Below are 26,925 nucleotides of genomic sequence, written 5' to 3'. Positions count from 1 at the left end.
CAGCCGCCGCCCGACGGGGGCGCGACGGCCGGCGGGCACCCGCGGACGGCACACCCCGGCCCGGACGAGGGTCGGGCCCGTCAGACGTGGACGGTGGTGACGGGCATCGAGGAGTCGGCGGGGATGTCCAGCCGCGAGGGCGCGATGCCGGCCGCCACCAGATCCGAGCCCAGGGCCGCCACCATGGCGCCGTTGTCCGTGCACAGCACGGGGCTGGGAACCCGCAACCGGACCCCGGCCGCGTCACAGCGCTCCTGAGCCATCGCCCGCAGCCTGGAGTTGGCCGCCACCCCACCGCCGATCAGCAGGTCCTGGACGTCGTACTTGGCGCACGCGCGCAGCGCCTTGCGGGTCAGCACGTCGACGACGGCCTCCTGGAACGACGCCGCCACGTCGGGCACGTGGATCGACTCACCCACCTTCTCCCTGGCCTCCACCCACCGGGCCACGGCGGTCTTCAGGCCGGAGAAGGAGAAGTCGAGCGTCCCGTCGTCGTACTTGCCGCGCGGGAACGCGATGGCCGCGCCGGAGCCGTCACGGGCCACCCTGTCGATGTGCGGCCCGCCGGGGAACGGCAGGCCGAGCACCCTGGCCACCTTGTCGAACGCCTCGCCCGCGGCGTCGTCCACCGTGGACCCCAGCGAGATGACGTCCCTGGCGACGTCGGGCACCAGCAGCAGCGACGAGTGCCCGCCGGAGACCAGCATGGCGATGCAGGGCTTGGGCAGGGCCCCGTGCTCCAGCTGGTCCACCGCGACGTGGGCGGCCAGGTGGTTGACGCCGTACAGCGGCACGCCCAGGCCCAGCGAGTACGCCTTGGCGGCGGCGACGCCGACGAGCAGCGCGCCGGACAGGCCGGGCCCGGCGGTGACCGCGATCGCGTCGACGTCGGCGAAACGCAGGCCCGCCCGCTCCAGTGCCCGCTCCACGGTCGGGGTCATCGCCTCCAGGTGCGCCCTGGAGGCGACCTCGGGCACCACCCCGCCGAAGCGGGCGTGCTGCTCGACGCTGGAGGCGATGGCGTTGGCCAGCATCGTGTGCCCCCTGACGATGCCGATCCCCGTCTCGTCGCAGGAGGTCTCGATGCCCAGGACCACCGGTTCGTCACGCATGGAGATCCTTCCTCATCATGATCGCGTCAGTGCCATCCTCGTAGTAGCGGCGGCGCAGGCCGATCCGCTCGAACCCGAACCTGTCGTAGACGGCCTGCGCGCCCGGGTTGTCGGCGCGCACCTCCAGGAAGACCGACACGGCGCCCCTGCGGGCGGCCTCGGCCAGCAGCTCGGTCAGCATGGCGCCGCCGACACCGCTCCTGCGCCACTCGGACAGGACGGCGATGGTCTGCACGTCGGCCTGGTCCCCCGCCGCGGCGAGGCCCGCGTAGCCGACGATCGCGCCGTCGACCAGGGCCACCACGTAGTGCCTGGTCCTCGGCTGGTCGTTGAGCTCGCCGCGGAGCATGCCCTCGCTCCAGGCGTCGGCGGGGAAGGTCTTCCGCTCGACCTCCATGACCGCGGGCAGGTCGTCGGCGGTCATCTGGCGCAGCACGGCGGTCATGTGGAGACCCTCTTGGGCGCCGAGGGCACCTTGGCGTCGGGGCGGCGCAGGTAGATCGGGCGAGGCGGGCCGAGCACGGGGTGGGTGTCGCTCTCCACGGCCTCGCGGACGCCCGGCTCGCCGAGCAGGGAGGCGGCGAGCGCCGCCATCGCGCCCGCGTGGGGATACTCCGGCGCGTCCGGCAGCCGGGAGACGCCGACGACCTCGGCGTACATCCGCGCGCCCGCGCCGACCAGCGGGAGCTCGCCGGGCAGATCCTGGGGCCGGTCCACCGCGGGACCCGACAGCCGGGTGCGCGTGTCCCGGTAGTGACCCCAGAACACCTCCTTGCGCCGGGCGTCGGTGGCCACCAGGAACGGCCCGGTCAGCCCGCTGCCGTACGCGAGCGCGTCGAGGGTGCACACGCCGTACGCCGGGACGCCCAGCGTCGTCGCGAGGGCCTGGGCGGTCACCAGGCCGACCCGGAGCCCGGTGTAGGGGCCGGGCCCCGACCCCGCGACGACGGCGGTGACGTCGCGGAGCGAGGCTCCGGCCTCCCGCAGGACCGTCTCGATCGTGGGCACGAGCAGCTCACCGTGGCGGCGCGCGTCGATCGTCGTCGACTCGGCGAGGACCCTCTCACCGTCGTGCAGAGCTGCGGTGACGGCGGGGGTGGCGGTGTCAAAGGCCAGGACCAGCACGAACAGTTAGCCTATCCCGTCCCGCGAGGGCTCAGGGGCGGTCCCCCCGCGCGGACCCCCCGGACGGGCGCCGTACCCCGGGGCGGAGCGCGGTTCGGGGCGAGCACGGCCCAGGGCCGGGCGGCTCGAGGAGGGCACGGTGCGGGACTGGGCGCGGCTCAGGGCGGGCCCACGAGCGGGGGGCGGGGGTCGCTCGCCGGACGGGCGGGGCTCAGGTCTTGACCAGGGTGGCGTAGACGATGAGGTTGTCGCGGTACTCGTTGCTGTCCCAGTCGAAGACCCCGCCGCAGGTGATCAGCCGGAGGCCGTCCTCAAGATAGACCTTGTCGGCCGGGAACCGGTTCTTGCTGATCTGCTCGATCGTGTCCACCCGGTACTGGGCGACCTTGCCGTCGCTGCGCACGACCTTGATGACCTGCCCCTCCCGCATGTCCTTGAGCTTGTAGAAGACCGCGGGCGCGGTCTTGGTGTCCACGTGGCCGAGGATCACCGCGGACCCCTCGTCGCCGGGGACCGCGCTGTCCTTGACCCAGCCCGCGACGTTCGGCTTCTCGTACGGCGGCAGATCGACCCGGCCGTCCGTCACGCCGAGCCTCATCAGGGGCGCCTTGATCCCCAGGGACGGGATGTCGATGCGGCTGGGCACGATCGAGGCGCGGGCGGGCGCCTTCTCCTCCTCGACGTCGCCGCCCCTGTTGCCGAACGCGACCATGACGGCACCGGTGATGACTCCGGCCAGGACGATCCTGGACCAGCGGATGGAATCGGCCATCGGGGACTACGAACGGCGGCGACGCACGACCGCGATGCCGATGCCACCGGCCAGGGCGACGGCGAGCAGGACACCGGTCGTGCCGATCGGGGCGCCCGAGTCGTTGGGGCCTCCGGCGGCGGTGCCGCCGCCGCCCGTACCCGGCGCCTCGGTGCTGATGATCGTCCTGGTCGGCTTGGAGGTGCGGCCGGGGGTGGGAGTGGAGCTCGGCTCGGTGTCGGCCACGATCCTGAGGTTGGCCTTGCCGGTGTCGTTGGTCCCCTCGCACCTGGCGTTGACCTCGTGGACCCCGGCGGCGGTGCCCTCTGCGACGGTGGCCTGACCGCGGACCCACGGGCGCGGCGCCGGGGTCGCGGTCGAGGCGGGGTCGGGCGTGGGCGTCGCGAGGATCGGGTCGAGGGTCACCGGGGTGCGGAAGATCCGGGAGGACGCGGTGCCGCGATGCTCGGGACCGCCCTGCGGGATCGGGCAGTTGGCCAGGATCCACACCTTCTGCCCGGCCTTGGCGCGGGCCGGCTGGAGCTGGACCTCGATGTCCTGCCGGCTGATGCCGGACTCGGGCGGAGTTGGGGTGGGAGTGCCCGTCGGATTGCCGGCGTCGGCGTCAGCCGAGCACCCGACCAACCCGAAAAGGACGATGGCTCCCAGAACCGCGACACGCTTGACGCTTGGCACCGTCGAACTCCACTTCGCCCTCCGGCCGACGACCCTCGCCCGGCACGATTTCCCACCTGTTCCCCATTAAACATGGGCAAACCCGCCAGAGTCGATCATCACGCCTGACGATCTAGACCAATGGGGCGTAGTGCCAGCGTGCCAGGATTTCCCCGTCTTCGTAGGCACATCAGATGACACCGTCCCAACGCGGCCCGACTCCCCTGAGGGTCACGGTCCGCTCCTCGCCGGGCTCACCGGACGCGCCCCTGCCGATGAGGATCTCCAGCCGGTCGTCGGCGAGCCCCTCCACCAGGCCCTCGCCCCACTCCACGACCGTCACCGACTCCTCCAGCGAGGCGTCCAGGTCCAGGTCGTCGACCTCCAGATCGCCCCCCAGGCGGTAGGCGTCGGCGTGGACCAGCGCCGGGCCTCCCGAGAGCGAGGGGTGCACCCGGGCGATGACGAAGGTCGGCGAGGTGATCGGGCCGCGCACCTTGAGCCCCTCGGCGATCCCCTGCACCAGGGTCGTCTTGCCCGCGCCCAGCGGACCCGACAGCACCGCCAGGTCTCCCGGGCGCAACAGCGCCGCCAGCTCCTCGCCCAGCTCCCGCATCTCCTCGGCGGTCGCCACGATTCTCACCGCTTCGTCACTCCTGTTCGATACCTCTCGGCTGTTTCGATACCTCGCGGACCCCGGGCCCCTCGGGCCTCGAACTCACCGCACGCGTGCCCCGGCTCACTGGTCGGCGTCGCCCGCGTCCACCCGCTTGAGCAGGTCGTGCAGGGCCTCGTTGACCACGGTAGGCCGCTCCAGCTGGACCAGGTGCGAACTTTCCGGAACCTCGGTGAACCGGGCGGTGGGCAGCGCCGCCGCCATCGCCCTGCTGTGCTCGACGGGCGTCAGCCAGTCCTTGTCGCCGACCATGATGGCGGTCGGGACGCTGTCCAGCACGCCCAGCGCGCTCAGCTTGTCGTGCGACATCAGCGCCGGGTAGAACTCGGCGATCACCTCGAAGGGGGTGGAGCGGATCATCGACTCGGCGAAGTCGACGACCGTGGGGCTCACGTTCCTGGAATCACCGAAACCCAGGTGGCGCAGGGCCAGGAAGGCCACGTCGTTGCCGACCTGGCGGCTCTTGTCGACCAGCGAGCCACCGCGCCTCAGGATCGACACCGTGCCCGGCGTGACCTTGTGCACCGCCTTCGACAGCAGCGCGGGCAGCCCCAGGGAGATCTCGCCGAGCTTGCCGGTGGAGGTGGAGATCAGCGCGACACCCCTGATCTTGTCACCGAACAGCTCCGGGTGCCGGTCGGCCAGCGCCATGATCGTCATACCGCCCATGGAGTGGCCGACGAGCACGCACGGGCCGGGCACCAGCGCCTCGATGACCTCGGCCAGGTCGTCGCCGAGCCGGTCGATCGAGCAGTCCTTCATCGGGATGCGCGGCGAGCGCCCGTGGGAGCGCTGGTCCCACAGGACCAGGCGGTGCGCGCCGCCCAGGTCGCGCCGCTGGTAGTGCCAGGAGTCGAGGTTGAGCGTGTAGCCGTGGCAGAACACCACGGTCAGCGGGGCCTCCTCCTGGCCGTCGACCTCGGCGTACAGGGGAACTCCGTCGGAGGTGGTGACCGTGGTGGGGCGGCCGCGCAGCTCTCCGAGCGGCTCGCTCGCCTCCAGGTCCGGGCGGAGCCTGATGCGTCCGACGGCGTACCGCTTGGCGAGGGCCCCGGCGGCCACTCCCGCCGACGCCACACCGACGATCGTGCCCGCGATGCCGACCTTGCGCCGTCTGGTGCTACTCATTCGACCCCCTGAACTGCCTCTCATCGGTAAACGCGCGGGACCCGCGAACCGATCCTGGTCACGATCTCATGCGTGATCGTGCCGAGGGAATCCGCCCACTCCTGAGCGGTGGGCTCGCCCCGCGAGCCGTCACCGAACAGGATCACCTCGTCACCCTCCGCGAGCGGGTCGTCCCCTACGTCGATCATGAACTGGTCCATGCAGACCCTGCCCGCGATCCGCCGCCTGCGGCCACCGGCCAGGACCTCCGCCAGGTTGGTGGCGTGCCGCAGGACCCCGTCCGCGTACCCGAGGGGGACGAGGCCAAGCGTCGTCTCCCGATCCGTGACGTACAGGTGCCCGTAGGAAACTCCCGACCCGGCGGGCACCCGTTTGACCAGCGCGATCCGCGCGGCGAGCGTCATCGCGGGGCGCAGCCCGAAGCCTCCGAGCCGGGGCACGGGGCTCAGCCCGAAGGTCGCGATGCCCGGGCGGACCAGGTCGTAGCGCGCTCGCGGCAGCGTCAGGATGGCCGCCGAGTTGGCGATGTGCCTGATGACGTGGGAGCCCCCCGCGCCCGCCTTCTCCGCGATGAGCAGCGCCTCGTCGAAGGCGGCCAGCTGGGCCGCGATGGACGGGTCTCCCGGGATGTCGGCGCAGGCGAAGTGGGACCAGAGCCCGACGATCTCGATAGTGCCCTCGGCCCGGTGCCGCAGCGCCCGGTCGACCAGGGCGGACCAGTCCGCCGCCGGGGCGCCGCCGCGCGACATGCCGGTGTCGGCCTTCAGGTGCACCCTGGCCGTCCCGCCGATCCTGGCGGCGGCGTCGGCGATCGCGTCGATCCTGGCGACGGAGGCCGCCGACAGCTCGACGTCGTACCCGACGGCCCGCTCCAGCGGCTCGCCCGGCGGGATGATCCACGCCAGGATCGGCGCGGTGATCCCGGCGGCCCGCAGCTCCAGGGCCTCGCGGACGTAGGCGGTGCCCAGCCGTCCCGCCCCGGCCTCCAGGCAGGCGCGGGCGACGGGAACCAGCCCGTGCCCGTAGGCGTCGGCCTTGACCGCGACCATCATCTCGGCGCCGGGAGCGTGGCTCGCGAGCAGCGCCAGGTTCTCGCGAATCGCCGAGAGGTCCACCCGTGCCTCGGCGGGAGTCATCGGGAAACTCATGCCTCCAGTTTGGCAGGTGAGAGGCTGTGCCGAGGTCCGTTGACCAGGGAGCGCACCGCCTCCGGCAGGGCCTCGGCGACGTCCCAGGCGGTGAGAGGGCCGTCCTGACCGGCGATCCCGTGCAGGTAGGCGGCGCAGGAGGCCGCGTCGTACCCGCTCAGCCCGGCGGCCAGCAGCGCGCCAGCCAGGCCGGCCAGCACGTCGCCGGTGCCGCCGGTCGCGAGCCAGGGGCTGCCGGTGGGGTTGATCCTGACCGGCCGCTCGTCCTCGGCGACCAGCGTGGTCGAGCCCTTGAGCAGCACGGTCACGCCCAGCTCCGCCGCCGCCCGCCGCACGTTCTCCAGGCGCCGCGCCTCGATCCGCCCCCTCGGCACGTCGATCAGGCGGGAGAGCTCGCCCGCGTGCGGGGTGATCAGGACCGGCGCGGCGCGGCGGAGCAGTGACCTGTCCTGGGCCACCAGGGTCAGCGCGTCGGCGTCGACGAGCACGGGGACCGCGCTCGAAAGCACCGAGCGGGCGATGGCGCGCGCCTCGTCGCCGGTGCCGAGGCCGGGGCCGAGCACCCACGCCTGCACGCGGCCCACCTCCTCGATCCCCTCGCCGGGGGCGAGCGTGGTGATCACGGCCTCGGGCCAGCGGGCCCGCACCTGGGCCACCGGCTCCGCGACCCCCGCGTAGCGGACCATGCCCACCCCGGCCCGCAGCGCCCCGCCCACGGCCAGCACCGCGGCACCGGTGTAGCGCTCGCTGCCGGCCGCGATCCCGACGACGCCCCGGCGGTACTTGTCGGACGAGGCGTCGGGCCTGGGCAGCATCGCGGCCACGTCGGCGCCCGTCGGCGCGGCCACGTCGGGGTCGGGCAGGTGGGGGCCGAGGCCGATGTCGACGAGTTCCGTCCGGCCCGCGTGCCCGGAGCCGGGGTCGACGAGCAGACCGGTCTTCCACGCCCCGAACGTGACGGTGGCGTCCGCGACGACCGCCGGGCCCTCCACCCGGCCGCTGCTCGCGTCCACCCCGCTCGGCACGTCCACCGCGAGGACCTCGCCGGGCGCGTCGCTCGCGAGCCTCGCGAGGGTCGCGTACGGCTCCCTGAGCGCCCCGGCCCCGCCGATCCCGAGCATCCCGTCCACGATCAGGTCCGCCGCGTCGAGCAGGCCGCGGACGCGCGCTCCCGCCGGTTCCGCCGCTTCTGGTGCTCCTGTTGCTCCTGTTGTTCCTGTTGCTCCTGTTGTTCCTGTTGCTCCTGTTGTTCCTGCTGGTTTTGCCGGGTCTGCCGCAGTCGTCGTGAGGGGGCGGCCGGAGTCGCCGCGCAGGGCGGTCGCACGGCCGCCCGCGCGGCGCAGGGCCTCCAGGCCCGCCGCGTGGACGCGCGTCCCGGCGAGGAGCGCGTCGACCCTGGCCCCCCTGGCCGCCAGGCGGGCCCCGGCGTAGAGGGCGTCGCCACCGTTGTCACCGCTGCCGACGAGCAGCACGACGCGGGAGCCGTACACGCCGCCGAGCATCCTGGCGCAGACCACCGCGAGCCCGGTGGCCGCCCTCTGCATCAGGGCGCCCTCGGGCAGCGTCGCCATCAGTGCCGCCTCGGCCGCCCTGATCTGGTCGGAGGTGTACGCGGTCCGCATTCCACCGAATCTATCCCTCGGCGATCACGTAGGCGATGGCGACGCCCCCGTCATGGGTCAGGGAGACGTGCCACCGGGCCACGCCCAAAGCCCTGGCCACGTCCGCCACCCGGCCGGTCACCCGCAGCTCGGGGCGCCCGTACTCCCCGCTGATCACCTCGGCGTCCAGGTGCCGCAACCCCGGAGGGGCGCCCAGGGCCTTGGCGACGGCCTCCTTGGCCGCGAACCTGGCGGCCAGGGATCTCGTGGCCAGCGTGCTCTCCCCCTCGGTGAACAGGCGCCCCCGCAACGCGGGCGTCCGCGCCAGCGTCGCCTCGAACCTGGCCACGTCCACGACGTCGACGCCGATACCAACGATCACCCTCCCAGGCTAGAAGAGGGGACCGGTGCCGTGGCACCGACCGGCACGTTCGGCTCGGAGGACGGCCCTCTTCCCCCGGTGACCGGACTCCGCCGGGCCTTCCCCGGCCCGGCGGTCAGAAGCCGCCGCGCTGCCAGGGGCCCCAGATGGCGAAGCTCGTCCCCTTGGACGACTGGACGTTGACGTAGAGGGTGTGGCCGCCGGGGCCGAAGGTCGAGCCGGCGAACTCGGCGCCGGAGTCGCCGTCGACGGGGACCAGGCGGGAGAAGTCGAAGATCTCACCCCGGCGGGTGAGGCCGCGCAGGTAGTTGTCGCCCGAGCCGTCCTCGCAGAGGACCAGGGTGCCCCGGGGGCTGGCGGTGACGTTGTCGGGCAGGTCGAGGGTGACCGAGCCCGGCGACTCGTAGACGAGCCTGAGCCGCCCGCTCCACGTCTCGTACGCCCACACCTGGCCGCGTCCCTTGCCGAAGCCGCTGGGCGGGGTGTCGCCGGACGCGGTCGCGCCGCCCTGGGTGGAGACGAAGTAGATCGTGCCGTGGTGGTTGATCGCCCCCTCCAGCCGGGAGAAGAGCGCCGCCCCCTTCGCCCTGCCCTGGTTGCCGACGGCCTGGACGGCGACGTCGTTGGCGGGGGTGCCGATGAAGGCGGGATCGGGGTCGTCGATGTCCACCCAGGTGGTCGCGTACGAGGCCCCCTTGGGCTGGCCGAGCGAGAGGTCCTTGCCCGGGGCGCCCCGCACCGCCAACATCTGGAGCCTGCCGCCGTCGAGGATGCGGCGGGCCGTCAGCGGGTTCTTCGGGGGCAGGTAGCGGTAGAAGCCGGAGGCGAAGCCGAAGTTGTCCTCGGTGAGGTAGAGCGCGCCGGTGAACCCGTCGAACGCGACCGACTCGTGGGCGAACCGCCCGGCGCTCCTGATCGGCCCGCCCGCCTTGCCGTCGAGCGGGACCTCGAAGACGTAGCCGTGCTTCTGCGTGAGCCTGCCGTTGTCCTGGCCGGTGAAGTCGTTGCCCACGTCCGGCCCGTTGACGGTCTCCTCGCAGCTCACCCAGGCGCCCCAGGGCATCGGGCCGCCGGAGCAGTTCATCTGGGTGCCGGTCAGGCTGGGGGCGGACTTGAGCACCTTGCCGTAGCGGGTGACCCGCAGGGTCGAGGTGCCACCGCCCGCCGCCGGGTCGTAGGCCCTGGCCGGGTCGCCGAACGCGCCGACCGGGCCGTTGACCTCGTGGTTGCGGACGAGGATCGCGCTGCCGGAGGGCCCGCGGAACGCGGCCATGCCGTCGTGCCGGGAGGGGACGGCGGATCCGTCGCTGTACTTGTCACCGGCCGAGCTGAAGGACCTGTAGTGGAAGCCGTCGGGCAGGTGGAGCCGCACCACGCCGTCCCGCTCGTCCTTGACCGGCTTCAGCGGCCCGTATCCGGATCCCGGGAGGATCTCCCCGTTCAGTCCCGCCCGTGCGACACCGGCGAACGGCCCGGCCACCCCCAGAGCGGCCAGCGCACCGCCTCGGGCGAGGAAACGACGACGATCCATCTTGCGGCTCCCTTGGGTCCGGTGGATTCACGTCACGTTAATCCGCCTCAGTAAACCGCCATATGGCATATATCAACAATTAATCTGACAAGAAGGCGGGCAGCCCCCATACCCACTTACGGTTGTGAGTAATCCATAGACTTTATCCACAGGCTGTGGAGAACTCCCGGGGAGGGCTTACTCCACCGTGACCGACTTGGCGAGGTTGCGGGGCTGGTCGACATCGTGCCCCTTCGCCGTGGCCAGCTCACAGGCGAAGACCTGGAGCGGCACCGTGGCGACCAGCGGCTGGAGCAGGGTCGGCACGGCCGGGATGTGGATCAGCGTGTCGGCGTACCGCGCGACCGCGAGGTCCCCCTCCTCGGCGATGACGAGGGTTCTGGCACCCCGGGCCCGGATCTCCTGGATGTTGGACACGATCTTGTCATGGATCACCCGCTGGCCGGACGGCGAGGGGACGACGACCACGACGGGGAGTCCCCTCTCGATCAGCGCGATCGGGCCGTGCTTCAGCTCCCCCGCCGCGAAGCCCTCGGCGTGCATGTACGCCAGCTCCTTGAGCTTCAGCGCCCCCTCCAGCGCGACGGGAAAGCCCACGTGCCGCCCCAGGAAGAGCACGCACCGCTCGTCGGCCAGCGACCTGGCCAGCGCGCGGACCGGCTCGACGGTCGCGAGGACCTCGCTCACCTTGGACGGCATCTCCGCCAGCCGCTCGACGATCTGGGTGATCTCGTCGCCGAACTTCGTCCCCCTGACCTGGGCGAGATAGAGCGCCACCAGGTAGCACGCCACCAGCTGGGTGAGGAACGCCTTGGTGGAGGCCACCGCGACCTCGGGGCCGGCGTGCGTGTAGAGGACGGCGTCGGACTCGCGGGAGATCGTGGAGCCGTTCACGTTGCAGACCGCCAGCACCCGCGACCGCTGCCCGCGCGCGTGCCGTACCGCCATGAGGGTGTCCATCGTCTCGCCCGACTGGCTGATCACGATCACCAGCGTGTCGCGGGTGAGGATCGGGTCGCGGTAGCGGAACTCGCTGGCCACCTCGACCTCGCAGGGCAGCTGGGCCCAGTGCTCGATGGCGTACTTCGCGATGAGCCCGGCGTGGTACGAGGTCCCGCAGGCAACCAGAATGATCTTGTTGATGTCGCGCAGCTCCTGGTCGGAGAGCCGCATCTCGTCCAGCACCAGCCGGCCGTCGGAGCCGACCCTGCCGAGCAGTGTGTCGGAGAGGACCCGGGGCTGCTCGGCGATCTCCTTGAGCATGAAGTGGTCGTAGCCGTCCTTCTCGGCGGCGGAGGCGTCCCAGTCGACGTGGTAGTCACGCGTCTCGGCCGGGAGCCCCTGGAAGTCGACAACCGTGATCTTCGAGGGGCGCAGCTCGACCACCTGGTCCTGGCCGAGCTCCACCGCCTCGCGCGTGTACGCGATGAACGCCGCCACGTCCGAGCCGAGGAAGTTCTCCCCGTCGCCCCTGCCGACGACCAGCGGCGAGTTGCGCCGCGCCCCCACCACCACGTCGGGTTCGTCGGCCGAGACCGCGAGCAGGGTGAACGCCCCCTCCAGCCGGAGGCAGACCCGGCGCATCGCCTCCATGAGACCCCCGGCGGCGAACTGCTCCAGCAGGTGCGCCACCACCTCCGTGTCGGTCTCGGAGACGATCCGGTGCCCGGCGTCCTCCAGCTCGGTCCTGAGGGCGGCGAAGTTCTCGATGATCCCGTTGTGGATGACCGCGATCCGCCCGTCGCAGTCGGTGTGCGGATGGGCGTTGCGGTCGGTGGGGGCCCCGTGGGTGGCCCACCGGGTGTGCCCGATCCCGGTGGTCGCCATGGCCGGCGGCGTGGGTCGCGAGACCAGCGCCGAGCGTAGGTTGGCCAGCTTCCCCGCCCGCTTCTCCACGGCCAGGCCGTCCGCGCCGACCAGGGCGATCCCCGCCGAGTCGTACCCCCGGTACTCCAGCCGGCCGAGCCCCTCGACCGCTACCTCGATCGCCTGACGCTGTCCCGTATATCCCACTATTCCGCACATTGTCATACCCCCTCCCTGAGAGATCGTCCGCAGCGTCTATGGAGAACCCCCTGGACAGACCAAGAATCCCGCCCGGTACCCGTCGGGAACCTGTTCCCGACGGACCAGCACCCGACGGAAACCCACTCCCGACGGATCAACACCCGCCAGGAACCCACTCCCGACGGATCAGCACCCGACGGGAACCCGCTCCCGGTGGATCAGCACCCGCCAGGAGCCTGTTCCCGGCGGATCAGTAGGCTCTCTGAACATGGCCAACGGTTTGGACACCGCGACACCGTACGTGCAGCTCAGCCGGGCTCAGTGGAGCGAACTCCGCAAGAACACGCCTCTCACGCTCACCGTGGACGAACTGGAGGACCTGCGCGGCGTCGACGATCCGATCGACCTGGCCGAGGTCACCGACATCTACCTGCCGCTCACCCGGCTGCTCAACCTGCACTTCACCGGGGCCAGGCAGCGCAGCGCGGCGCTCAACACCTTCCTCGGCGGCGGGCGGCGGGCGGCCCCGTACGTCCTGGGCATCGCCGGGAGCGTCGCGGTCGGCAAGTCGACCACGGCCAGGCTGCTGCACACCCTGCTGGCCCGCTGGCCCGAGCACCCCCGGGTGGACCTGATCACCACCGACAGCTTCCTGTTCCCGAACGAGACCCTCACCGCCAGGGACATCATGCACAGGAAGGGCTTCCCCGAGAGCTACGACCGGCGGGCCCTGGTCAGGTTCGTCGCCGACGTCAAGGCGGGCCTGCCGGAGGTGACGGCCCCGGTCTACAGCCACCTGGAGTACGACATCGTGCCCGGCGCGACCCAGACCGTGCGCCGCCCCGACATCCTCATCGTCGAGGGCCTCAACGTCCTCCAGCCCGCCCCGCCCGCCGCCCTCGCGATCAACGACTACTTCGACTTCTCCATCTACGTGGACGCCAAGGTCGAACACATCCGCGACTGGTACGTGGACCGCTTCCACAAGCTCCGGCGCACGGCCTTCGAGGACCCGAAGTCCTACTTCAGGTATCTGGCCGACCTGTCGGAGGAGGAGGCGACCGACTTCGCCAGGAACGTCTGGCGCGACATCAACGAGCGCAACCTCGTCGAGAACATCGCCCCCACCAGGGGCCGGGCCGACCTGGTGCTGCACAAGGGCGCCAACCACTCCATCCAGCGCGTCCGCCTCCGCCGCATCTGACCCTCTCGGCGCTCCGCACTGTGTCCCGTGGGGCTCCGCCCCACACCCCGGACGAGGCGCCTCCCGGCCTCGCCTACGGGACGTTTCCACCGGAGGGCGGTCCGAGCCGAGCGATCACATGTGCCGCTCGATGTGCTCGAAGATGTCGGCGTCCGTCTGCCGCTGCCATTCCGGCAATTCGTCCCAGTCGGCGACGTAGCCCGGCTTCGGGTCGGAGATGTGCTTGTAGATCTGCGCGATCCAGCACAGCGCGACGAACCGGCCCTTCTGCTCGCGGCCAAGCCTGGCCGTAGCACCGTCGCTCACCGCGATGAAGTCACGCACCTGGCCGTACACGGCCGCTGCGGCCTGCCGCTCCCACTCCGGCGTGTCATCCCACGGAGTGATGTATCCCGGCTTCGGCTCACCCGGGTAGTACTGCTTGACCCCGGCGATCCACGCCTCACGGAAACTACGTCCCGGCTCGTTCGACACCGTCCACGTCCTCTCGTCATACGTCAGCACGGACAAGCGCCGCGATGCGGTCGTTCAGTTCGGAAACACGACCGTCGGCGAGAAGCGGCGCCAGCTTGACCTGCAACCCTTGAAGCTTGCGGCCAATGTAGCCGGAACCGGTTTGCCGACCCAGCTCCAGCGCCTTGCCGCCACACTCAAGCACCTGGTCAACATCCCGATTTTGGAGGCCAAGCAAAGCAAGGTCTGTCAGCACGCTTCCCTGACGCCGGAGGGAGAGCCCCTGTCCCAACGCGTCCGTGAGCGCCACTTCGGCAAGATCCGGACGCCCGAGTTTCACATAGCAGGTGCCCTGCTCCTCTGCGAGCCGCGAGCCGTCGAAGCGCAGCCAGCCGCCGTTGTGCACTTGCCCGCCCAGGGTATGTACTTCCTCTGCTGAGTCCAGCGCCCGCTTACAGCCATCCATATCGCCGAGTTCGGCATGTGTTTCGGCCTGGACGGCAGCGACCCAATATCGTGTCGAAAGATGGCTGTCTCCGCGCTGCGCCACCTGCGAGGCAACGGCGAGCATGGGCGATGTCTCAGCGGGGCGTCGCTCATACATGCCGATAAAGGCGTGCCGTGTCAGTGCACAAGCCCAAAGATCATAGGCTTTGGCTTCCCTGCAAGCACTGAGCGCGAGGGTATAGCAACAGGCCGCATCGGTATAGCGGTTACTGTCGAAGAAGATTTCTCCAGCGAGTTGAAAGAGCTCACCGACCAAACCGCACAGTCGCTGACGTGTTGTAGCCGAGTGTGACCGCTCCAAGCTGGCGGTAAGCAGTCCCAGCTGTTGACGTACCAAGGGGTAAACCACCCGCTTGGACTTGGACAGCAAAAAGACCTTCCAAAGATGAGCATTGAGGGTCTCGTACTCTTCAAGATCCACAGCATCGCTCAGACGCGGATGGTTGATATCCATACCGGTGTCTGTGGACGGCAGCGCAACTAAGGTGCCCGCCACGGACAGAGCGCGGAGCAACTGTCGACGGTTCATGTCGTCCAGCTCGCCTGCATCGAGACCATCCCCTTGCGCTACATGGACCAATGCGACAGTAGGCCGCAACGGTGCAGTAACAACAGTCGGAATCTGTTCCGTTGGCAGTGAGGGCACAAGCAGCGCGTCAAGCTCGGACGGGGTGACTTCTAGCAGCTTTGCGAGTTTCGGCCGGATGTAAGGCTGCGGCTCCGTGCAACCACTCTCCCAGCGGACGATCGTCGAACGGTCAACACCAAGACGAGCGGCGAGTGATTCCTGACTATAGCCGACCGCTTTGCGACGCTCTGCGAAGCGGTGTCGCCTATGCGCCATGCGCGCCTCCCTACAAAGCCGTTCACCGAGGTCAGCCTATGGGATGCCACTTGGATGCATCAGAGCATGCATCAAGAATGCGCCGGTCCTGCTCTGGTCCGGCTTTCTTCTGACCTGTTCCATCGGAGTGCGCCCAGTGACCGGTAAGGCCGACCAGACAAAACACGACACACTCCAACGTTTATTTCCACGCTTCATAAGACAGGCCCGCCCGGCGCTTGCGACGACCGGACGAGCCCTTGACCGGACGTAGGAGGTCCGACCCATGGAAGATGCTAGATCCACATTCCCCAAACCCGCCATCCCCGGCTGGCGAGTGATCCACAGCGACGCCGGACGCTACTGGGCCAGCCGTGAGCAGCCCTTCCCCAAGGATTCGGAGGAGAACTCTCCAGCCTTCCGTACCGTGGACGCCGACACCTTCGACGAACTCCAGGCCGAGGTCACCCGGCAGGAGGAAGCGGCCGGACAGGTGGCATCGTGATCCGGCGACGGCCCGCCCGTCCTGCCGGACGGCACCGCAACGGCCAAGCCAGTACCACCTCGCCCCGCCGCTCCTGGGACAGCCACGCCCGCGCCGACGCCGACCGGCTGAACCGCGCCTGGGCAGGGTGGGCCGTCCTGTACGGCACGGGCAGTCGCCGCTTCCACGCCATCGCGGCCCGGCCTCTACTGGAACCGCTGATCCTCTCCGATCACACACCGGAAGGGCTGGAGGCCCAGATGTGCGAAGCGGAGATGGCCGCGATCATCCGGCACGAGCACGAGACGCCTGTGTCCACGCCGAACGGTCCTCGCCTCCCATGAACAGGCGCGGTGGCATCACTTCCCCAGCGCCGCCGCGCCCCCATACCCGCACAGGCCCGGCACGGAGGGGTGCACCGGCCTTTGCGTGACGCGGGCGGGCGGAGTCGTCACCCGACCCGCCCGCGTCGTCCTCTCACGTCCAGGACTCACGCCCGGCGGTATCGGGCCTCGCAGCCGTCGCACTCCGCGCGATCCACGCTCGGGCAGCGTCCTGTGGGGCTCCGCCCCACCCCCCGGTCGAGGCGCCTCCCGGCCCCTCGCGCTCCCCGGGCGACGGCCCGTTCCCAGGCTTCGAGGCGTGGCGGCGCGGGTCCCTCCAGATCCCACGCCGCCACGCCGGTCTATCGGGCCCTCCCGGACAGCAGGGCCGTCCAGATCGCCCGAGTTTCGGTGATCGACCAACGATGGCTCTCATCCACCCGATGGTCGCCGTCGAGTTGCGTGGTACGCCGGATGAAGCCTCGCCCTCCGCCCTCGCACAACTCGTACACCGTGGCCCGGCACGCGCACGTCCACGCCACCGGCCGCACCCGCTCCGGCATCCCGTACGACGTGCGCCAGTCGAGCCGCGTGTGATCACGCTGCGCGAGACCCAGGTGAGGACTCAGGCACGTTTCATCCAGCCCGATCACGGCACTCGCTCCAGGATCACCTCGGACGGCGGATACGTCCGCTGGAGTTCTTCGCGGCGACGGGCGACGCGGCGTGCCGCCGTAATCGGATCCTCCACGCCGTACGCCGTGTAGAGCCGCCGCCCTGTCTTCCGGGACATGTGGCCGGTCCACCACCGGTAGACCGTGCCGTCCGTCCAGACGAGGAGCTCACGCCAGACCGACACCACGACGACGCCGAACCCGTGGTGGACGTCGGCGTGAACGCCCAGAGCCGCGAGTTCGATGCGCAGTCTCTCCCCGGCGGCACAGGCGTCGCGGGGAGTATCGGATCTCACCGTTTCCGAAGGGATGGCGACCATGTCCACAAGCATCACGGAGCGTTACGGCCAACTCCAGATACGTGATGTGACAGTTGAAGATCACGATCATGAAACCTGTCACGCGAGGTGGCAGTTCGGTCAGGACTCGATCCCCAGGAAGCTCGCGATCTCCGCGTGCTCGGCCCGGAGCGCCCGCGACCGGTCCTCGATGAGCTGATCGACCACGCGCCGGGCGAACGACTGGTACCTGAGCCAGTGCGGCACCCGTGTCCGGAGGTCGTGGAGAATCGCCCACGATTCGGCCGCGTTGCCCTCGGAGGCGTGAGCGCTCGCCACGTCGAGCATGTGGCGATGCCGGGTGCTGCTCGCCAGCCTGCCCGACGGCCGCACTCCCTCGCGAATCTCCAGGGCCCTGGCGTTCCTCCCCTGGACCACGGCGTACTCGACGGCCTTTATCTGGATCAGCTCTGGGGAGAAACCCGCGAAGGTCGCCGAACCCCGAGCCGCCCACAGTGCGGGAGCCTCCAACTCCCGCCCCTCGATGCGATGAGCCCCGGCCCTGGCGAGGGCCAGCATCTCGTCGGCGTCGTCACCCTCGTTGTTCCGTACGGCCGCCGCCGACCCCCACAACAGCAGCCACCCCCAGGTGGCGAACTGCGCCGGAGTACCGGTCGAGAATCGCGGCTCGATGGCCTCGGCGGTCGTCATCGCGGCACGGCGGGAGTCGTCCAGGCGTCCCTCACGAAGGAACAGCCAGCACTCGTTGAAGACGTTCCACGCGCCCAGCAGCGGATCATCGGCTCGCTCGGCCGCCGCGATCCCCTCGGAGATCGCCTGGTAGGCGAGGTCGTACTGCTGAAGCTGGATCAGTGCCTGCGCGGAGAACTGGAAGGTCTGTGAGAGAAGCGTCAGCGCGGCGCGCTCCTCGTCTCCACCGTGGGCGTCGGCCAGCAGCGAGCGGGCCTCCAGAAGCAGCGAGGGAATCGTCCGCACGACCGCGCGGTAGTCGTCCTCCCGGTAGAGCCGATTCGCCGCCAGGAACGAGGCACGCACCGACTCGTACGTGACCGGGCCGTCGAGGTCGGGTATCTGGACTCCGGTCAGCCCGCGTACCGGTTTGAGTGTCCGGCGCAGCGCGAAGAGATCCGCGTGCACGGTCTCGTCCAGTGGCGACACCGGTTCGGGAGAGGGCTGGAACAGGTCGGAGGTCCGCACGTTCAGCGCCTGGGCCAGCTTGCGCAGCGTCGAGACGCGGGCACTCTTGCGGTCGCTCTGTTCAAGTTTGCGGATGGTGGACACGCTGACGCCCGAGCGTTCTTCCAGGTCTTCTTGCGTGAGCCCCTTGCTCACCCGGATGCGCGCCAGGTTGTCACCGAGGGCTGGTTCCACCGCCATGATCCAGAACACCTCAATCCGGAGTCGGCCTGCCTCCAGGGTAATCCCGGCCGTTGACCCCCTTTTGGCGGAAGCGCCATTGTTCCCTCAAGGCGAGTACGCCGGTTACTTGTCGTATACGACACTGGCCAGCATGATGCGGGGAGGAGGCGCATGACCGGCCACGCCTACGAGCACGTCACTGCCGAGCTGCGGGACGCGATCCTCCGTGGCGACCACCCGCCCGGTACCAAGCTCCCCCGGCATGCCGACCTCGCCGCCCGGTACGGCGTCTCCGACATCGTGATCAGGCAGGCGATCGACGGCCTCAAGACCTCGGGCCTGGTCGACACCAAGGGGCGCGGCGGGACCTGGGTCCGCGAGCGGCCGGTCACCAGGCGCGTTTCCATGGACCGCTACCGGGCCGACACCGGCCCTCAGGAGACACCGCAGACCTCGTTCACCACGGATGCCGGGATCACCTGGGCGGAGTACCGGCTGGACAAGGCGTTCCGGTGGATCGAGGCCGACGAGCACTTGGCCGGTCTGTTCGGCGTCGAACCCGGCGCCCGGGTGCTGGAACGCCGGTTCGTCTTCTACGCCAAGGGCGTCCCCTCGCAGATGTCCCGGCCGTGCCTGCTCGCCTCCGACGTGGAGGGCACGCCGGTCGCGGACCCGGGGAACGAGCCGTGGCCCGGTGGCACCATCGGCCAGTTGCGCACGCTCGGCATCGAGGTCGACGAGGTCACGGAGGAGACGGCGGTCCGCATGCCGACCCCGGACGAGTCCGAACGCCTCGGGATCGGCTCCGGGGTTCCCGTGTTCTCGATCACCCGGCTGATGCGCTCCAGGGGGCGCGTGGTCGAGGTCGCGGACCCGATCGTCATCCCCGGAGACCGTGCGGTCCGGGTGGACCACATGGACCTGTAAGCCTGAGAAAGGACAGCCACGTCCCCACGGGCCACCCGCTGGACTTCCCGGCTGTTTCGGACGAGGCCCCATGGATAGTTTCGGAACGGTGGCGGGCGAGGAAGGCGGGTGCCGTGGGCACGACAGCGAGAGATCGTGTGATCGTGAAGGTCCTGAGCCCGGAGGAGGCCGAGACGATCGCCGAGGAGGTCGGCACGGCGTACCGGGAGTCGTTCGGCGCCCCGCCCAACAACGAGGGAGCCGCCGAGTTCGAGCACCAGCGCGCCTCCTACGCCGACCTCCTCAGGCGACGGGGGTTCCGGCTGTCGGTCGCCCGGCGGGACGGGCTGCTGGTCGGCTTCGCCTACGGGGCGTTCCTGCGGGAGGGTGGCCGCTGGTGGAACGGCATACGTGATCCGCTCCCGGCCGGGTTCACCGACGAGTCCGGTTCCCGCACCTGGCACCTGGTGGATCTGGGCGTACTGCCGGGCCACCGCGGGCGCGGCGTCGCCAGACGGCTGACCGAGGCGGTGCTGGCCGGGTGCGGGGCGCGGCGGGCGGTGCTGGCCGTGGAGCCTCGGCTGGAGGGCAACCAGCGGCTCTACCGGTCGTGGGGCTGGCGGCAGGTCGGGAGCGTGGACGCCCCGGCGTCGTCCGTCAACGACGTCTACGACATCTACGTACTGGAAGACCTGTCCGCGGGCAGACCGTAGGAGCGCAGCCGCTCGTCCAGGCGCACCACGAGGTCGGCGCGGTTCCAGGGTGACAGGGCCCGGCGGGCGTCGGCGGTGGCCGCGACCAGTCGCGGGGACCGGTTGCGGCTGGTGAGCTCGGCGGCTCGGGCCAGCTCCGTACAGGCCTGGCCGATCTCACGTTTCTGGGCGAACGCGCGGCTGAGATACAGGTGACCGAACGCCAGGTTGCGGGGGAAGGCCGTCCCTATCGAGGTCATCGCCTCCCGCGCGCAGGCGATCGCGCTGTCGGGTTCGCGCATGTCGAGGTGGCACAGGGCTCGGGTCAGCGTGAGCATGGCCGGACCGAAGAAGTACGTCAGGCTCCGGCCGGGGTCGTCCTCCGTGGAGTCGTCCAGCCCCGCGCGGGCGGCCGACAACGCGGTACGGCACCGCGCGCGGTCCTTGGCCCGGTTCTTGCCGCTCTCGCGACGCAGGACTCCCGCGTAGGCGCGGGCGCCGACGTCGTTGGCGTAGGCGATCAGTATGGGACTGCCGCCTCGCTGCGCCCAGGCGAGTGCCCCGAGAGCGTGCTCGACCCCGAGACGCGGGTCACCCGACCAGGTGGCCAGGTGACTCCACTGGGCGAGCACGTAACTGGACATGAGGTCGTCATCGGCTTCGTGAGCGGCACGCCGGGCCTGGCCGTAGTAGTGCTCGGCTCCGGCGAAGTCGCCGGAGTTGAACAGCAGCCACCCGATGAAGCGGGATATGTCGGCCAGCAGCGACATCAGTCGGTGGCGCAGGTCCTCGTCCGCGGTGCCGGTCAAGAGCCGGCGGACCAGCCCGTGCTGCGCCAGAGCGGTCTCCAGCACGGCCTGGGGACCCAGGATGTCCTCCTGCCTGATGGCGTGACGAAGGATCGTCTCCACATGCCCGACCACCTCGCCGTCGACCCGCGAGGGCGCCCGGGAGGCCAGCGTCAGGCGTTCGAGGGCGTCGCGGTCCAGGTGGGCGAGGAGGGGGGAGGCATGCGCCGCGGCCGCCGCGGAGGCGATCACGGCCAGTAGGTCGCGGCGTTTCATCCCGTCCGCCCACTGGGTGAGAGCGGCGACCAGATAGCCGAACTCCTGCTCCCGCAGATCCGCGACCGCGAGAACCCGACCGGCCTCGTGGCCGGGCGGCCGTGTCGGTAACCCGCCCAGGAATGAGGCGATATCGGTGACGGTGAGTATGGGCCGGGGGGCGGGCCCGTCCTTGGCAACCGGGTGCCTGCCGGCGCGGTCGTCGTCACGGCTGTGGTCCTCCCCATGGACCAGGTCCCCGGCCCGGCACTGGTAGATGCGGGCCAGGCGTTCCAGGCCGGAGATGGGAGGCTCGTTGCCGGTCACCGAGGGCCAGGCCTCCCACGCCCCGAGCCGGCGTTCGCTGAGCGCGTCGTCGGGCCAGCGCAGATTCCATAGTTGGACCACCTTGGACTGCGTGTATCGGTGTGCCTCGCGGAAGCCGCGCAGCGGATTGAGCTTGAACCGGAGCTGATAGTCCGCGGCGATCTGGCTCCACGTCGCCCCGTGCTCGCGCATCTGGGCCGTGAGAACGTCCATCTGCCGCTTGAGGCTGCGGGGTCTGGGTGGCATCGCTCGCCCCTCCCGGGCGTCAACTCCCCCGAGGCGGTGTTTTGTTTTCCAAACGCTACGGCATCGCTTACGCCAAGTGACGGCCGATTCAAAAACCGGCGACCAGATCGCCGATTTTGGTCACCGAGGTGTCGAACAGGTGATGGCACCCGCCGGAAACGACGGCCGCGCGGCTCGACGCGCTCATCAGGTGGCCGGGAGACCTCGTTTCGCGTGTCACCACGGCTCCAGGGACTTGAACGCCGCGACGGCAGGTCATAACGTTGCGGCCTCTACCTGGAGCACTCCCGGCAGGCCGGATGACCAGGGCCGATCACCCCGTGCGGCCCGCCCCGCGCGGCCCCGGCCTCACCACCGCCCGGTGCGGTCCGCCGGGGGCGGGTCACCTGAAGGCATCGACGTTGCGTCGCGCCCATTCGGCGAAGGCGCGGGGGGCGCGGCCGAGGATCCGTTCCACGTCGGGGCTCACCGTCTGTTCGGCGGCCGACGGCTCGCCCAGGATGGCGAGGGTGCCGTCCGCGACCGGCTCGGGCATGAAGCGCAGCATCTGCTCCCGGGCCTCCTCGCGGCTCTGCTCGACGAATCGCACCGGCGCGCCCAGCGCGTCCCCGATCGCCTGGGCCCGCTGACGCGGGGTGGTCGGCGCCGGTCCGGTGAGCTCGTACGTGTGACCGGCGTGCTCCCCTCCGCGCAGGACCACGGCCGCGACCTCGGCGATGTCGGCCGGGTCGACGGTCGGCAGCCCGACGTCGCCGAACGGCGCGGCGGCCGTCCGCCGCGAGCGGATCGTCTCCGCCCACGCGAACGCGTTGGAGTCGAAGCCTCCCGGCCGCAGGACGGTCCACTCCAGGCCCGACCGCTTGACGGTGTCCTCCAACGCCCGGAGGGGTGCATGGGAGCCGGACTCCGGTCGCGTCCCGGCGGCCTGGGAGGACTGCAGGACGATCCGCCGGACCCCGGCCGCCTTCGCGACGTCGAGGATGTGCCGCGAGTCCAGGTGCTCACCGGCACCGGCGACGAGGAGGAACAGCGCGTCGGCTCCGTCGAGGGCCGGCTTGAGGCTCTCCGGGTCGGCCAGGTCGGCCGTGTGGTGCGTCACGCCTTCCGGCATGTCCGAAGGCCGCCGCGAAACCGCCGCCACCCGCTCTCCGGCCTCGGCGAGCGCCCGCACGAGCACCCGTCCTACGTTCCCGGTCGATCCCGTAACCACGATCATGAAAAGTCCCGCCCGTCGCGAGTGAGTTAGTTAACTGACTAAGTCGACCATAGCCAGCCCTCGCACCGGCTGTCTACACTTGTCAGTGAGATGACTGACTTAGTTAAGACGAAGCAGAGCAAGAGGGAGCGGCTCGTGGCCGCCGCGTCCCGGGTCCTGCACGAGCAGGGCGTCGAGAAGACGACGCTGGCCGACATCGCCCGCGTGGCCGAGGTCCCCCTGGGCAACGTCTACTACTACTTCAAGACCAAGGACCGGCTCGTCGAGGCGGCGATCGACGCGCACGCGCTCAACTTCCGGGCGATGACCGCCTCGCTCGACCTGCACACCGCCCCCCGGGACCGCCTGAAGGCGCTCCTGCGCGGCTGGGTCGAGCAGCGCGAGCTCACCGCGCGGTACGGCTGTCCCACCGGCACCCTCTGCTCGGAGCTCGACAAGCGCACCGACGGCCTGGACCGGGCTGCCGCCGAGGTCATGCGGTTGCTGATCGACTACGCCGAGCGGCAGTTCAGGTCGATGGGCCGATCCGACTCCCATGAGCTCGCGATCGCCCTGGTCGCCGCCTACCAGGGCATCTCGCTCCTCACCAACACCTTCAGGGACCCCGAGCTCATGGCCGGGGAGTGCCGTCGCCTGGAGCGCTGGATCGACTCACTCGCCTGAGGGGTGCCGTCGAAGGCGAACGTCCCTGACGCGGTACCGGTCGGCGGCCGGGGTCACCGTCCGGACGGGGTCACATCCGGCCAGGGTCGCGTCCGGGAGGAAACCCCCCGCTCAGCCGGCCCGGCGGGCGACGTACAGGATCCGGTCGTGGCCGTCCTCGTCGGCCGGCTCCCGCGCCGACGTCCCCACCAGCCCGCGGGTGGCCACGACGCGCAGCCCGGCCCGCTCGGCCACCCGGCGCACCGTCCGGTCGGAGTGGTGCCGCTGCACGTGCCGCATCGACACCCGCTCCCAGCCCGCGCCGGCCCGCTCGAACAGGTCGAACTGGGTGACCACGACCGCGTCGGCCTCGATCCGCGGCGACACCGCGAACCACGCCACGTACCGGTCCCCGCGGTCGGCGACCGTGGGGACGCCGAACGCGCGCCGGTAGTAGCCGATGGTGCTCAGGTCGAAGACCAGCACCCCGCCCTCGGCGAGCTGGTCGCGCGCGGCCTCCAGCGCCCGCCGCAGCTGGTCCGTGGCGGTCAGGTACGCCATCGGCAGATCCACGCAGGCGACCACGTCGAAGCCGGTCAGCCCCGGCGGGGGCTCCTGCAGCCGTCCCACCAGGAACCGGATGCCCTCGGCGCCCGGCCGGCTCCGGGCCATCGCCACCATCGCCGGGGACAGGTCGTAGCCGGTCACCTCGAATCCCCGCTCGCGGAAGGCCACGCCGCTGCGGCCGGTCCCGCACCCGGCGTCCAGCAGCCGCCGCCCGCCCGTCCCGTACCGATCCGCCACCTCCACGTAGCGGTCCACCAGGGTGGCGGTGTCCATCCGAGCGTTCAGCTCGTCGTACCGGGCCGCGACGCTCTCGTACGCCGCCAGCGTCTCATCCACATGCGTCATGAGCGCCTCCTGCGCGCGGGCGTCCCGTCGGCCGCGCACCGGGTCGGGGGCCGCGCCGGGCCGTCGGGCCCGGCGCGGCCAGGGGGGAGAGAACTACCAGATGAACCACGCCTGCCGGTTGACCCGGCGGCCGGTAACCCGGCGCAACAACTTCCTCACGGAATTCACCTCCTTTCCTGGCTTTCCTGGTGACCGCTGGTGGTCAGGGTCCGGTGGGGGTCCGGCGCAGCTGGAACGAGGGAGGGGTGATGATGCCCGCGACGTGGGGACGTCCGTGGCCACCGCGCACCTCCAGGCGGGCGTTGTCGGTCACGGCGGCGAGCAGGGCGGTGGCCAGGGCCTGGGCGACGGCGGCGCCGGCGCAGGTGAACGGGCCACCGCCGAAAGGCAGATAGGCCCCGCGAGGGCCGGAATCGTCCCACCGGTCGGGCCGGAACCGGGTGGCCTGCGGCCAGTGCCGGTCGTCGCGGTGCAGCAGATAGACGCAGACCGACACGCTCTCCCCCGGCTCCAGCCGCACGCCGCCGACCTGGTGGGCGTGGCGTACCGGGCGGCCCAGCAGCCACGCCACCGGCCACAACCGCAACGACTCCCGTACGGCCGACTCCGCGGGCACGGCCGCCAGGTCGACACCGTGGGTCGCGGCCTCCAGCAGCGCCCAGGCGACCACGTGGCCCACCGGAGCCACCGAGGTCCGAAACAGCAGGAGGTACACCTGGGCGACCTGCGTCGCGGGTGTGTCGGGCGGGGTGGATCCGAGCACGGCGTCCAGCAGGTCACCGGGCCGGCCGGGCCGTGGGCCGGTCCGCCGGGCGCGCACCTCGCCGGCGACCGCCCGCACCACGCGCGCCCACAGCGCCATCCGCGCCGCGCGTGCCGTCCGGCCGCCGGAACGGATCAGGACGTCGCGCTCCACCACCCGCGCCATCAGGTCCCGCAGCGCCGGCGGGCTGTCCGGTCGCAGCAACGCCTCGGCCAGGAACCGGTGCGTGGCGGCGCGCCCGGCCGACGGCCACTCGCTGACCTCCCCCAGCTCCGCCACGACGGCGGGCAGCCGCTCGCGGTGGGCGGCCAGGTGGGCGCGCACCGTCGCGCGCGCCGCCCGCCCGATGGCGATCTGTGTCTCCCGCGGTCCCAGCCGGCCGCCGCGGACGTGGAAGAAGTCGGACACCTCGTCGTAGTGGCCCTCCTCGTCGTGCAGCACCCGCCGGGCCTCCACCGGGTCGGCCACGCACAGCGACCCGTCGTCGGGCAGCCGGAACACCGGGCCCCGCTCGCGGGCCGCCCGCTCGACGAACCCCAGCGGGTCCCGGCGGTACCACCGCGCCGCCCCGCCGGGCAGGCCCCCGGTCAGGACCGCCCACGGCCGCCTCCCGTCGGGAGCGGTCCGATCCGATTCGCCAACCGTCGCCATCCCACCTGCCCCACGCCGTCCGTGATCTCGGGTGTACGCGCCGGTGACGCCGTCCGCGCGCCCCGCCGGGAAAGCGGCGCCGTCCGCCACCTCACCGGGCGGGCGACCGGGCCTCAGTGCCCGCCGGTACGCGGCGAGGACGGAAAGGACGACACCGAACCAGGAACAGCGGAAGCCTATACCTTCACGCCATTCCACTGGTTATTAAGTGAATGGTGGGAAATATCAGCCTTTTATTTACAGAATTTGCGAAATGCCGTTGTGGAAATATCCCCGGAATGGGTCGTCCACTTTCACCCCGGCGAGGTGAGAGCACAGGTCAGCCACCCTCCCGAAGACGCGGGAGGAGCATGGCATGTAATCGTTCGACCACCGATCGGCACGCCGGCACCATGATCGCGACGCAGCGAACTCCGGCTGTGACACCCCGTTACTTTTCCCGCCTCGTAGCCGGTCGGCCACCCATCAGAGGTAAAAAACTTTCCCGCCTGCGGTTATGCATGCCGTAACAGCGCCAAGTCCCGGCCAGTGGAGTGGATTAGTGTCTGATATGTGAGCATCTCATCCCATGGTTCGCTGAAGCTGAGCGTTGGCGCGAGCACCGGCATGAAGATCGGCGCCACACTCCTGGCCATTCCCTTCGTCGGCATCCCGCTGTTCGCGATCTCGAAGCTCGAACGGGCCGTCGAGCTGTCCGCCGGAGGCTCCTCTCTCGACTCCCAGATCCTGATGGTGCCCTTCGTCGTGGTCCTGGTGGTCTTCCTCGTCGTCCTCCTCGGCATCTTCCGCTTCCGGGCGGAGATGGAGGGAAGCGTCGTGGAGGTCCACGGCGCGTTCACGACGCGCAGGGTGGATCTCGCGCGGGCCCGCGTCTGGCTGGACTCCTTCCCCGAGTGCTCAAGGGCCCGCGACCTGACCGGCCGCCGGCTCCCGTATCTGTACCTGTACGCCCAGGAGCGGGGCGGTCGCAAGGTCCTGCTGCGGCTGCGCGCGGCGCGCGCCTTCCTGCCGCCGCACGAGCTGGCGGTTCTGGCGAGCGCCATCGAGTCGGACCACCGGATCGGCCAGGACGCCGAGCAGGCCTCCCGGACGGTCGGCCTGCTCCGGCGCCTGAGCGCCGACCCCGCCATCAGGGTCCCCTGAGGAGCCCGCAGAAAAGTCTCCCGAGTGATCCGTCCCCACGCCGACCGTCCCCACACCGATCCGGACACGGACCGATCCGGACACGGACCGATCCGGACACGGACCGGGCAGGGCGACAGCCG

General features: G+C 70.8%; 28 protein-coding genes. 8 read left to right on the top strand and 20 right to left on the bottom strand.

Annotation, left to right across the window (positions count from 1 at the left end; all coding sequences use genetic code 11):
• Window positions 1-80: 80 nt before the first annotated feature.
• From tsaD to glmS, 12 genes are all read right to left on the bottom strand, one after another.
• Window positions 81-1,112 carry a tRNA (adenosine(37)-N6)-threonylcarbamoyltransferase complex transferase subunit TsaD gene (gene tsaD / locus OG587_RS12975; protein ID WP_329090044.1) on the bottom strand — a complete coding sequence of 344 codons (1,032 nt, stop codon included), beginning with the start codon at window positions 1,110-1,112 and terminating at the stop codon, window positions 81-83.
• The gene (rimI, locus tag OG587_RS12970) at window positions 1,105-1,557 is read right to left on the bottom strand and encodes a ribosomal protein S18-alanine N-acetyltransferase (protein ID WP_329090042.1); all 453 of its coding nucleotides are present in this window, start codon (window positions 1,555-1,557) and stop codon (window positions 1,105-1,107) included. The genes tsaD and rimI overlap by 8 nt, the downstream gene beginning before the upstream one ends.
• Complete coding sequence (gene tsaB / locus OG587_RS12965) at window positions 1,554-2,237, bottom strand: tRNA (adenosine(37)-N6)-threonylcarbamoyltransferase complex dimerization subunit type 1 TsaB (protein ID WP_329090040.1); 684 nt, start codon at window positions 2,235-2,237, stop codon at window positions 1,554-1,556. Before tsaB ends, rimI begins: the two co-directional genes overlap by 4 nt.
• Window positions 2,238-2,448: 211 nt before the next feature.
• Window positions 2,449-3,009 (bottom strand): class F sortase, encoded by a 561-nt coding sequence (locus tag OG587_RS12960; RefSeq protein ID WP_329090039.1) that lies wholly within the window; start codon window positions 3,007-3,009, stop codon window positions 2,449-2,451.
• A 6-nt stretch (window positions 3,010-3,015) separates the two neighbouring features.
• Complete coding sequence (locus OG587_RS12955) at window positions 3,016-3,684, bottom strand: hypothetical protein (protein ID WP_329090036.1); 669 nt, start codon at window positions 3,682-3,684, stop codon at window positions 3,016-3,018.
• 169 nt (window positions 3,685-3,853) lie between these two features.
• On the bottom strand, window positions 3,854-4,306 hold the full coding sequence (gene tsaE / locus OG587_RS12950) for a tRNA (adenosine(37)-N6)-threonylcarbamoyltransferase complex ATPase subunit type 1 TsaE (RefSeq protein ID WP_443075546.1): 453 nt from the start codon (window positions 4,304-4,306) through the stop codon (window positions 3,854-3,856).
• 96 nt (window positions 4,307-4,402) lie between these two features.
• The gene (locus OG587_RS12945) at window positions 4,403-5,467 is read right to left on the bottom strand and encodes an alpha/beta fold hydrolase (RefSeq protein WP_329090035.1); all 1,065 of its coding nucleotides are present in this window, start codon (window positions 5,465-5,467) and stop codon (window positions 4,403-4,405) included.
• 20 nt (window positions 5,468-5,487) lie between these two features.
• Entirely contained in the window at window positions 5,488-6,615 is a 1,128-nt protein-coding gene (gene alr / locus OG587_RS12940) for an alanine racemase (protein ID WP_443075545.1), read from the bottom strand.
• Window positions 6,612-8,237: an NAD(P)H-hydrate dehydratase gene (locus OG587_RS12935; protein ID WP_329090033.1), complete on the bottom strand. Its 1,626-nt coding sequence runs from the start codon at window positions 8,235-8,237 to the stop codon at window positions 6,612-6,614. The genes alr and OG587_RS12935 overlap by 4 nt, the downstream gene beginning before the upstream one ends.
• Window positions 8,238-8,247: 10 nt before the next feature.
• Window positions 8,248-8,598, bottom strand: a complete 351-nt coding sequence (locus OG587_RS12930) for a holo-ACP synthase (RefSeq protein WP_329090031.1) — start codon at window positions 8,596-8,598, stop codon at window positions 8,248-8,250.
• A 115-nt stretch (window positions 8,599-8,713) separates the two neighbouring features.
• Window positions 8,714-10,129: a PhoX family protein gene (locus OG587_RS12925; RefSeq protein WP_329090030.1), complete on the bottom strand. Its 1,416-nt coding sequence runs from the start codon at window positions 10,127-10,129 to the stop codon at window positions 8,714-8,716.
• Window positions 10,130-10,306: 177 nt separating this feature from the next.
• Window positions 10,307-12,160: a glutamine--fructose-6-phosphate transaminase (isomerizing) gene (gene glmS, locus OG587_RS12920; protein WP_443075544.1), complete on the bottom strand. Its 1,854-nt coding sequence runs from the start codon at window positions 12,158-12,160 to the stop codon at window positions 10,307-10,309.
• A gap of 244 nt (window positions 12,161-12,404) precedes the next feature.
• On the opposite strand from glmS, the gene coaA reads away from it, so the two are divergent.
• Entirely contained in the window at window positions 12,405-13,340 is a 936-nt protein-coding gene (gene coaA, locus OG587_RS12915; RefSeq protein WP_329090029.1) for a type I pantothenate kinase, read from the top strand.
• A 114-nt stretch (window positions 13,341-13,454) separates the two neighbouring features.
• Here the strand turns inward: coaA and OG587_RS12910 are convergent, their stop codons facing one another.
• Both OG587_RS12910 and OG587_RS12905 read right to left on the bottom strand, forming a co-directional pair.
• Window positions 13,455-13,814, bottom strand: a complete 360-nt coding sequence (locus OG587_RS12910) for a hypothetical protein (RefSeq protein ID WP_329090028.1) — start codon at window positions 13,812-13,814, stop codon at window positions 13,455-13,457.
• Between the two features lie 16 nt (window positions 13,815-13,830).
• The gene (locus OG587_RS12905) at window positions 13,831-15,144 is read right to left on the bottom strand and encodes a helix-turn-helix domain-containing protein (RefSeq protein WP_329090026.1); all 1,314 of its coding nucleotides are present in this window, start codon (window positions 15,142-15,144) and stop codon (window positions 13,831-13,833) included.
• Between the two features lie 265 nt (window positions 15,145-15,409).
• Between OG587_RS12905 and OG587_RS12900 the strand changes: the two genes are divergently transcribed.
• From OG587_RS12900 to OG587_RS12890, 3 genes are all read left to right on the top strand, one after another.
• The gene (locus tag OG587_RS12900; RefSeq protein WP_329090025.1) at window positions 15,410-15,628 is read left to right on the top strand and encodes a hypothetical protein; all 219 of its coding nucleotides are present in this window, start codon (window positions 15,410-15,412) and stop codon (window positions 15,626-15,628) included.
• Window positions 15,625-15,951: a hypothetical protein gene (locus tag OG587_RS12895; protein WP_329090023.1), complete on the top strand. Its 327-nt coding sequence runs from the start codon at window positions 15,625-15,627 to the stop codon at window positions 15,949-15,951. The genes OG587_RS12900 and OG587_RS12895 overlap by 4 nt, the downstream gene beginning before the upstream one ends.
• A 453-nt stretch (window positions 15,952-16,404) precedes the next feature.
• Entirely contained in the window at window positions 16,405-16,527 is a 123-nt protein-coding gene (locus tag OG587_RS12890; protein WP_329090021.1) for a hypothetical protein, read from the top strand.
• A gap of 52 nt (window positions 16,528-16,579) precedes the next feature.
• Here OG587_RS12890 and OG587_RS12885 read toward each other — a convergent pair whose 3' ends face one another.
• Together OG587_RS12885 and OG587_RS12880 are read right to left on the bottom strand one after the other, a co-directional pair.
• Window positions 16,580-16,930, bottom strand: a complete 351-nt coding sequence (locus OG587_RS12885) for a hypothetical protein (RefSeq protein WP_329090019.1) — start codon at window positions 16,928-16,930, stop codon at window positions 16,580-16,582.
• Between the two features lie 93 nt (window positions 16,931-17,023).
• Complete coding sequence (locus OG587_RS12880) at window positions 17,024-18,280, bottom strand: helix-turn-helix domain-containing protein (RefSeq protein ID WP_329090018.1); 1,257 nt, start codon at window positions 18,278-18,280, stop codon at window positions 17,024-17,026.
• 153 nt (window positions 18,281-18,433) lie between these two features.
• On the opposite strand from OG587_RS12880, the gene OG587_RS12875 reads away from it, so the two are divergent.
• Window positions 18,434-19,189, top strand: coding sequence for a GntR family transcriptional regulator (locus tag OG587_RS12875; RefSeq protein WP_329090016.1), 756 nt, complete (start codon window positions 18,434-18,436; stop codon window positions 19,187-19,189).
• A 143-nt stretch (window positions 19,190-19,332) separates the two neighbouring features.
• Entirely contained in the window at window positions 19,333-19,881 is a 549-nt protein-coding gene (locus OG587_RS12870; RefSeq protein WP_329090014.1) for a GNAT family N-acetyltransferase, read from the top strand.
• On the opposite strand, the gene OG587_RS12865 is transcribed toward OG587_RS12870, so the two are convergent.
• Together OG587_RS12865 and OG587_RS12860 are read right to left on the bottom strand one after the other, a co-directional pair.
• Entirely contained in the window at window positions 19,845-21,476 is a 1,632-nt protein-coding gene (locus OG587_RS12865; RefSeq protein ID WP_329090012.1) for a hypothetical protein, read from the bottom strand. The two genes, OG587_RS12870 and OG587_RS12865, sit on opposite strands and share 37 nt — an antisense overlap.
• A 382-nt stretch (window positions 21,477-21,858) precedes the next feature.
• Window positions 21,859-22,692, bottom strand: coding sequence for an NAD(P)H-binding protein (locus OG587_RS12860; protein ID WP_329090010.1), 834 nt, complete (start codon window positions 22,690-22,692; stop codon window positions 21,859-21,861).
• Between the two features lie 90 nt (window positions 22,693-22,782).
• On the opposite strand from OG587_RS12860, the gene OG587_RS12855 reads away from it, so the two are divergent.
• Window positions 22,783-23,355, top strand: coding sequence for a TetR/AcrR family transcriptional regulator (locus OG587_RS12855; RefSeq protein WP_329090008.1), 573 nt, complete (start codon window positions 22,783-22,785; stop codon window positions 23,353-23,355).
• A gap of 111 nt (window positions 23,356-23,466) precedes the next feature.
• Here OG587_RS12855 and OG587_RS12850 read toward each other — a convergent pair whose 3' ends face one another.
• Both OG587_RS12850 and OG587_RS12845 read right to left on the bottom strand, forming a co-directional pair.
• Complete coding sequence (locus OG587_RS12850) at window positions 23,467-24,246, bottom strand: class I SAM-dependent DNA methyltransferase (protein WP_329090006.1); 780 nt, start codon at window positions 24,244-24,246, stop codon at window positions 23,467-23,469.
• A gap of 202 nt (window positions 24,247-24,448) precedes the next feature.
• Window positions 24,449-25,660 (bottom strand): cytochrome P450, encoded by a 1,212-nt coding sequence (locus OG587_RS12845; protein ID WP_329090005.1) that lies wholly within the window; start codon window positions 25,658-25,660, stop codon window positions 24,449-24,451.
• A 552-nt stretch (window positions 25,661-26,212) separates the two neighbouring features.
• Here OG587_RS12845 and OG587_RS12840 point away from each other — a divergent pair.
• Window positions 26,213-26,803, top strand: coding sequence for a hypothetical protein (locus OG587_RS12840; RefSeq protein WP_329090002.1), 591 nt, complete (start codon window positions 26,213-26,215; stop codon window positions 26,801-26,803).
• Window positions 26,804-26,925: the final 122 nt, after the last annotated feature.

This window comes from Streptosporangium sp. NBC_01469 (assembly GCF_036227305.1).
GTDB lineage: Bacteria > Actinomycetota > Actinomycetes > Streptosporangiales > Streptosporangiaceae > Streptosporangium.
Note: the sequence above shows the minus strand (reverse complement) of the source record. Positions and strands in the feature narration are given on the sequence as shown.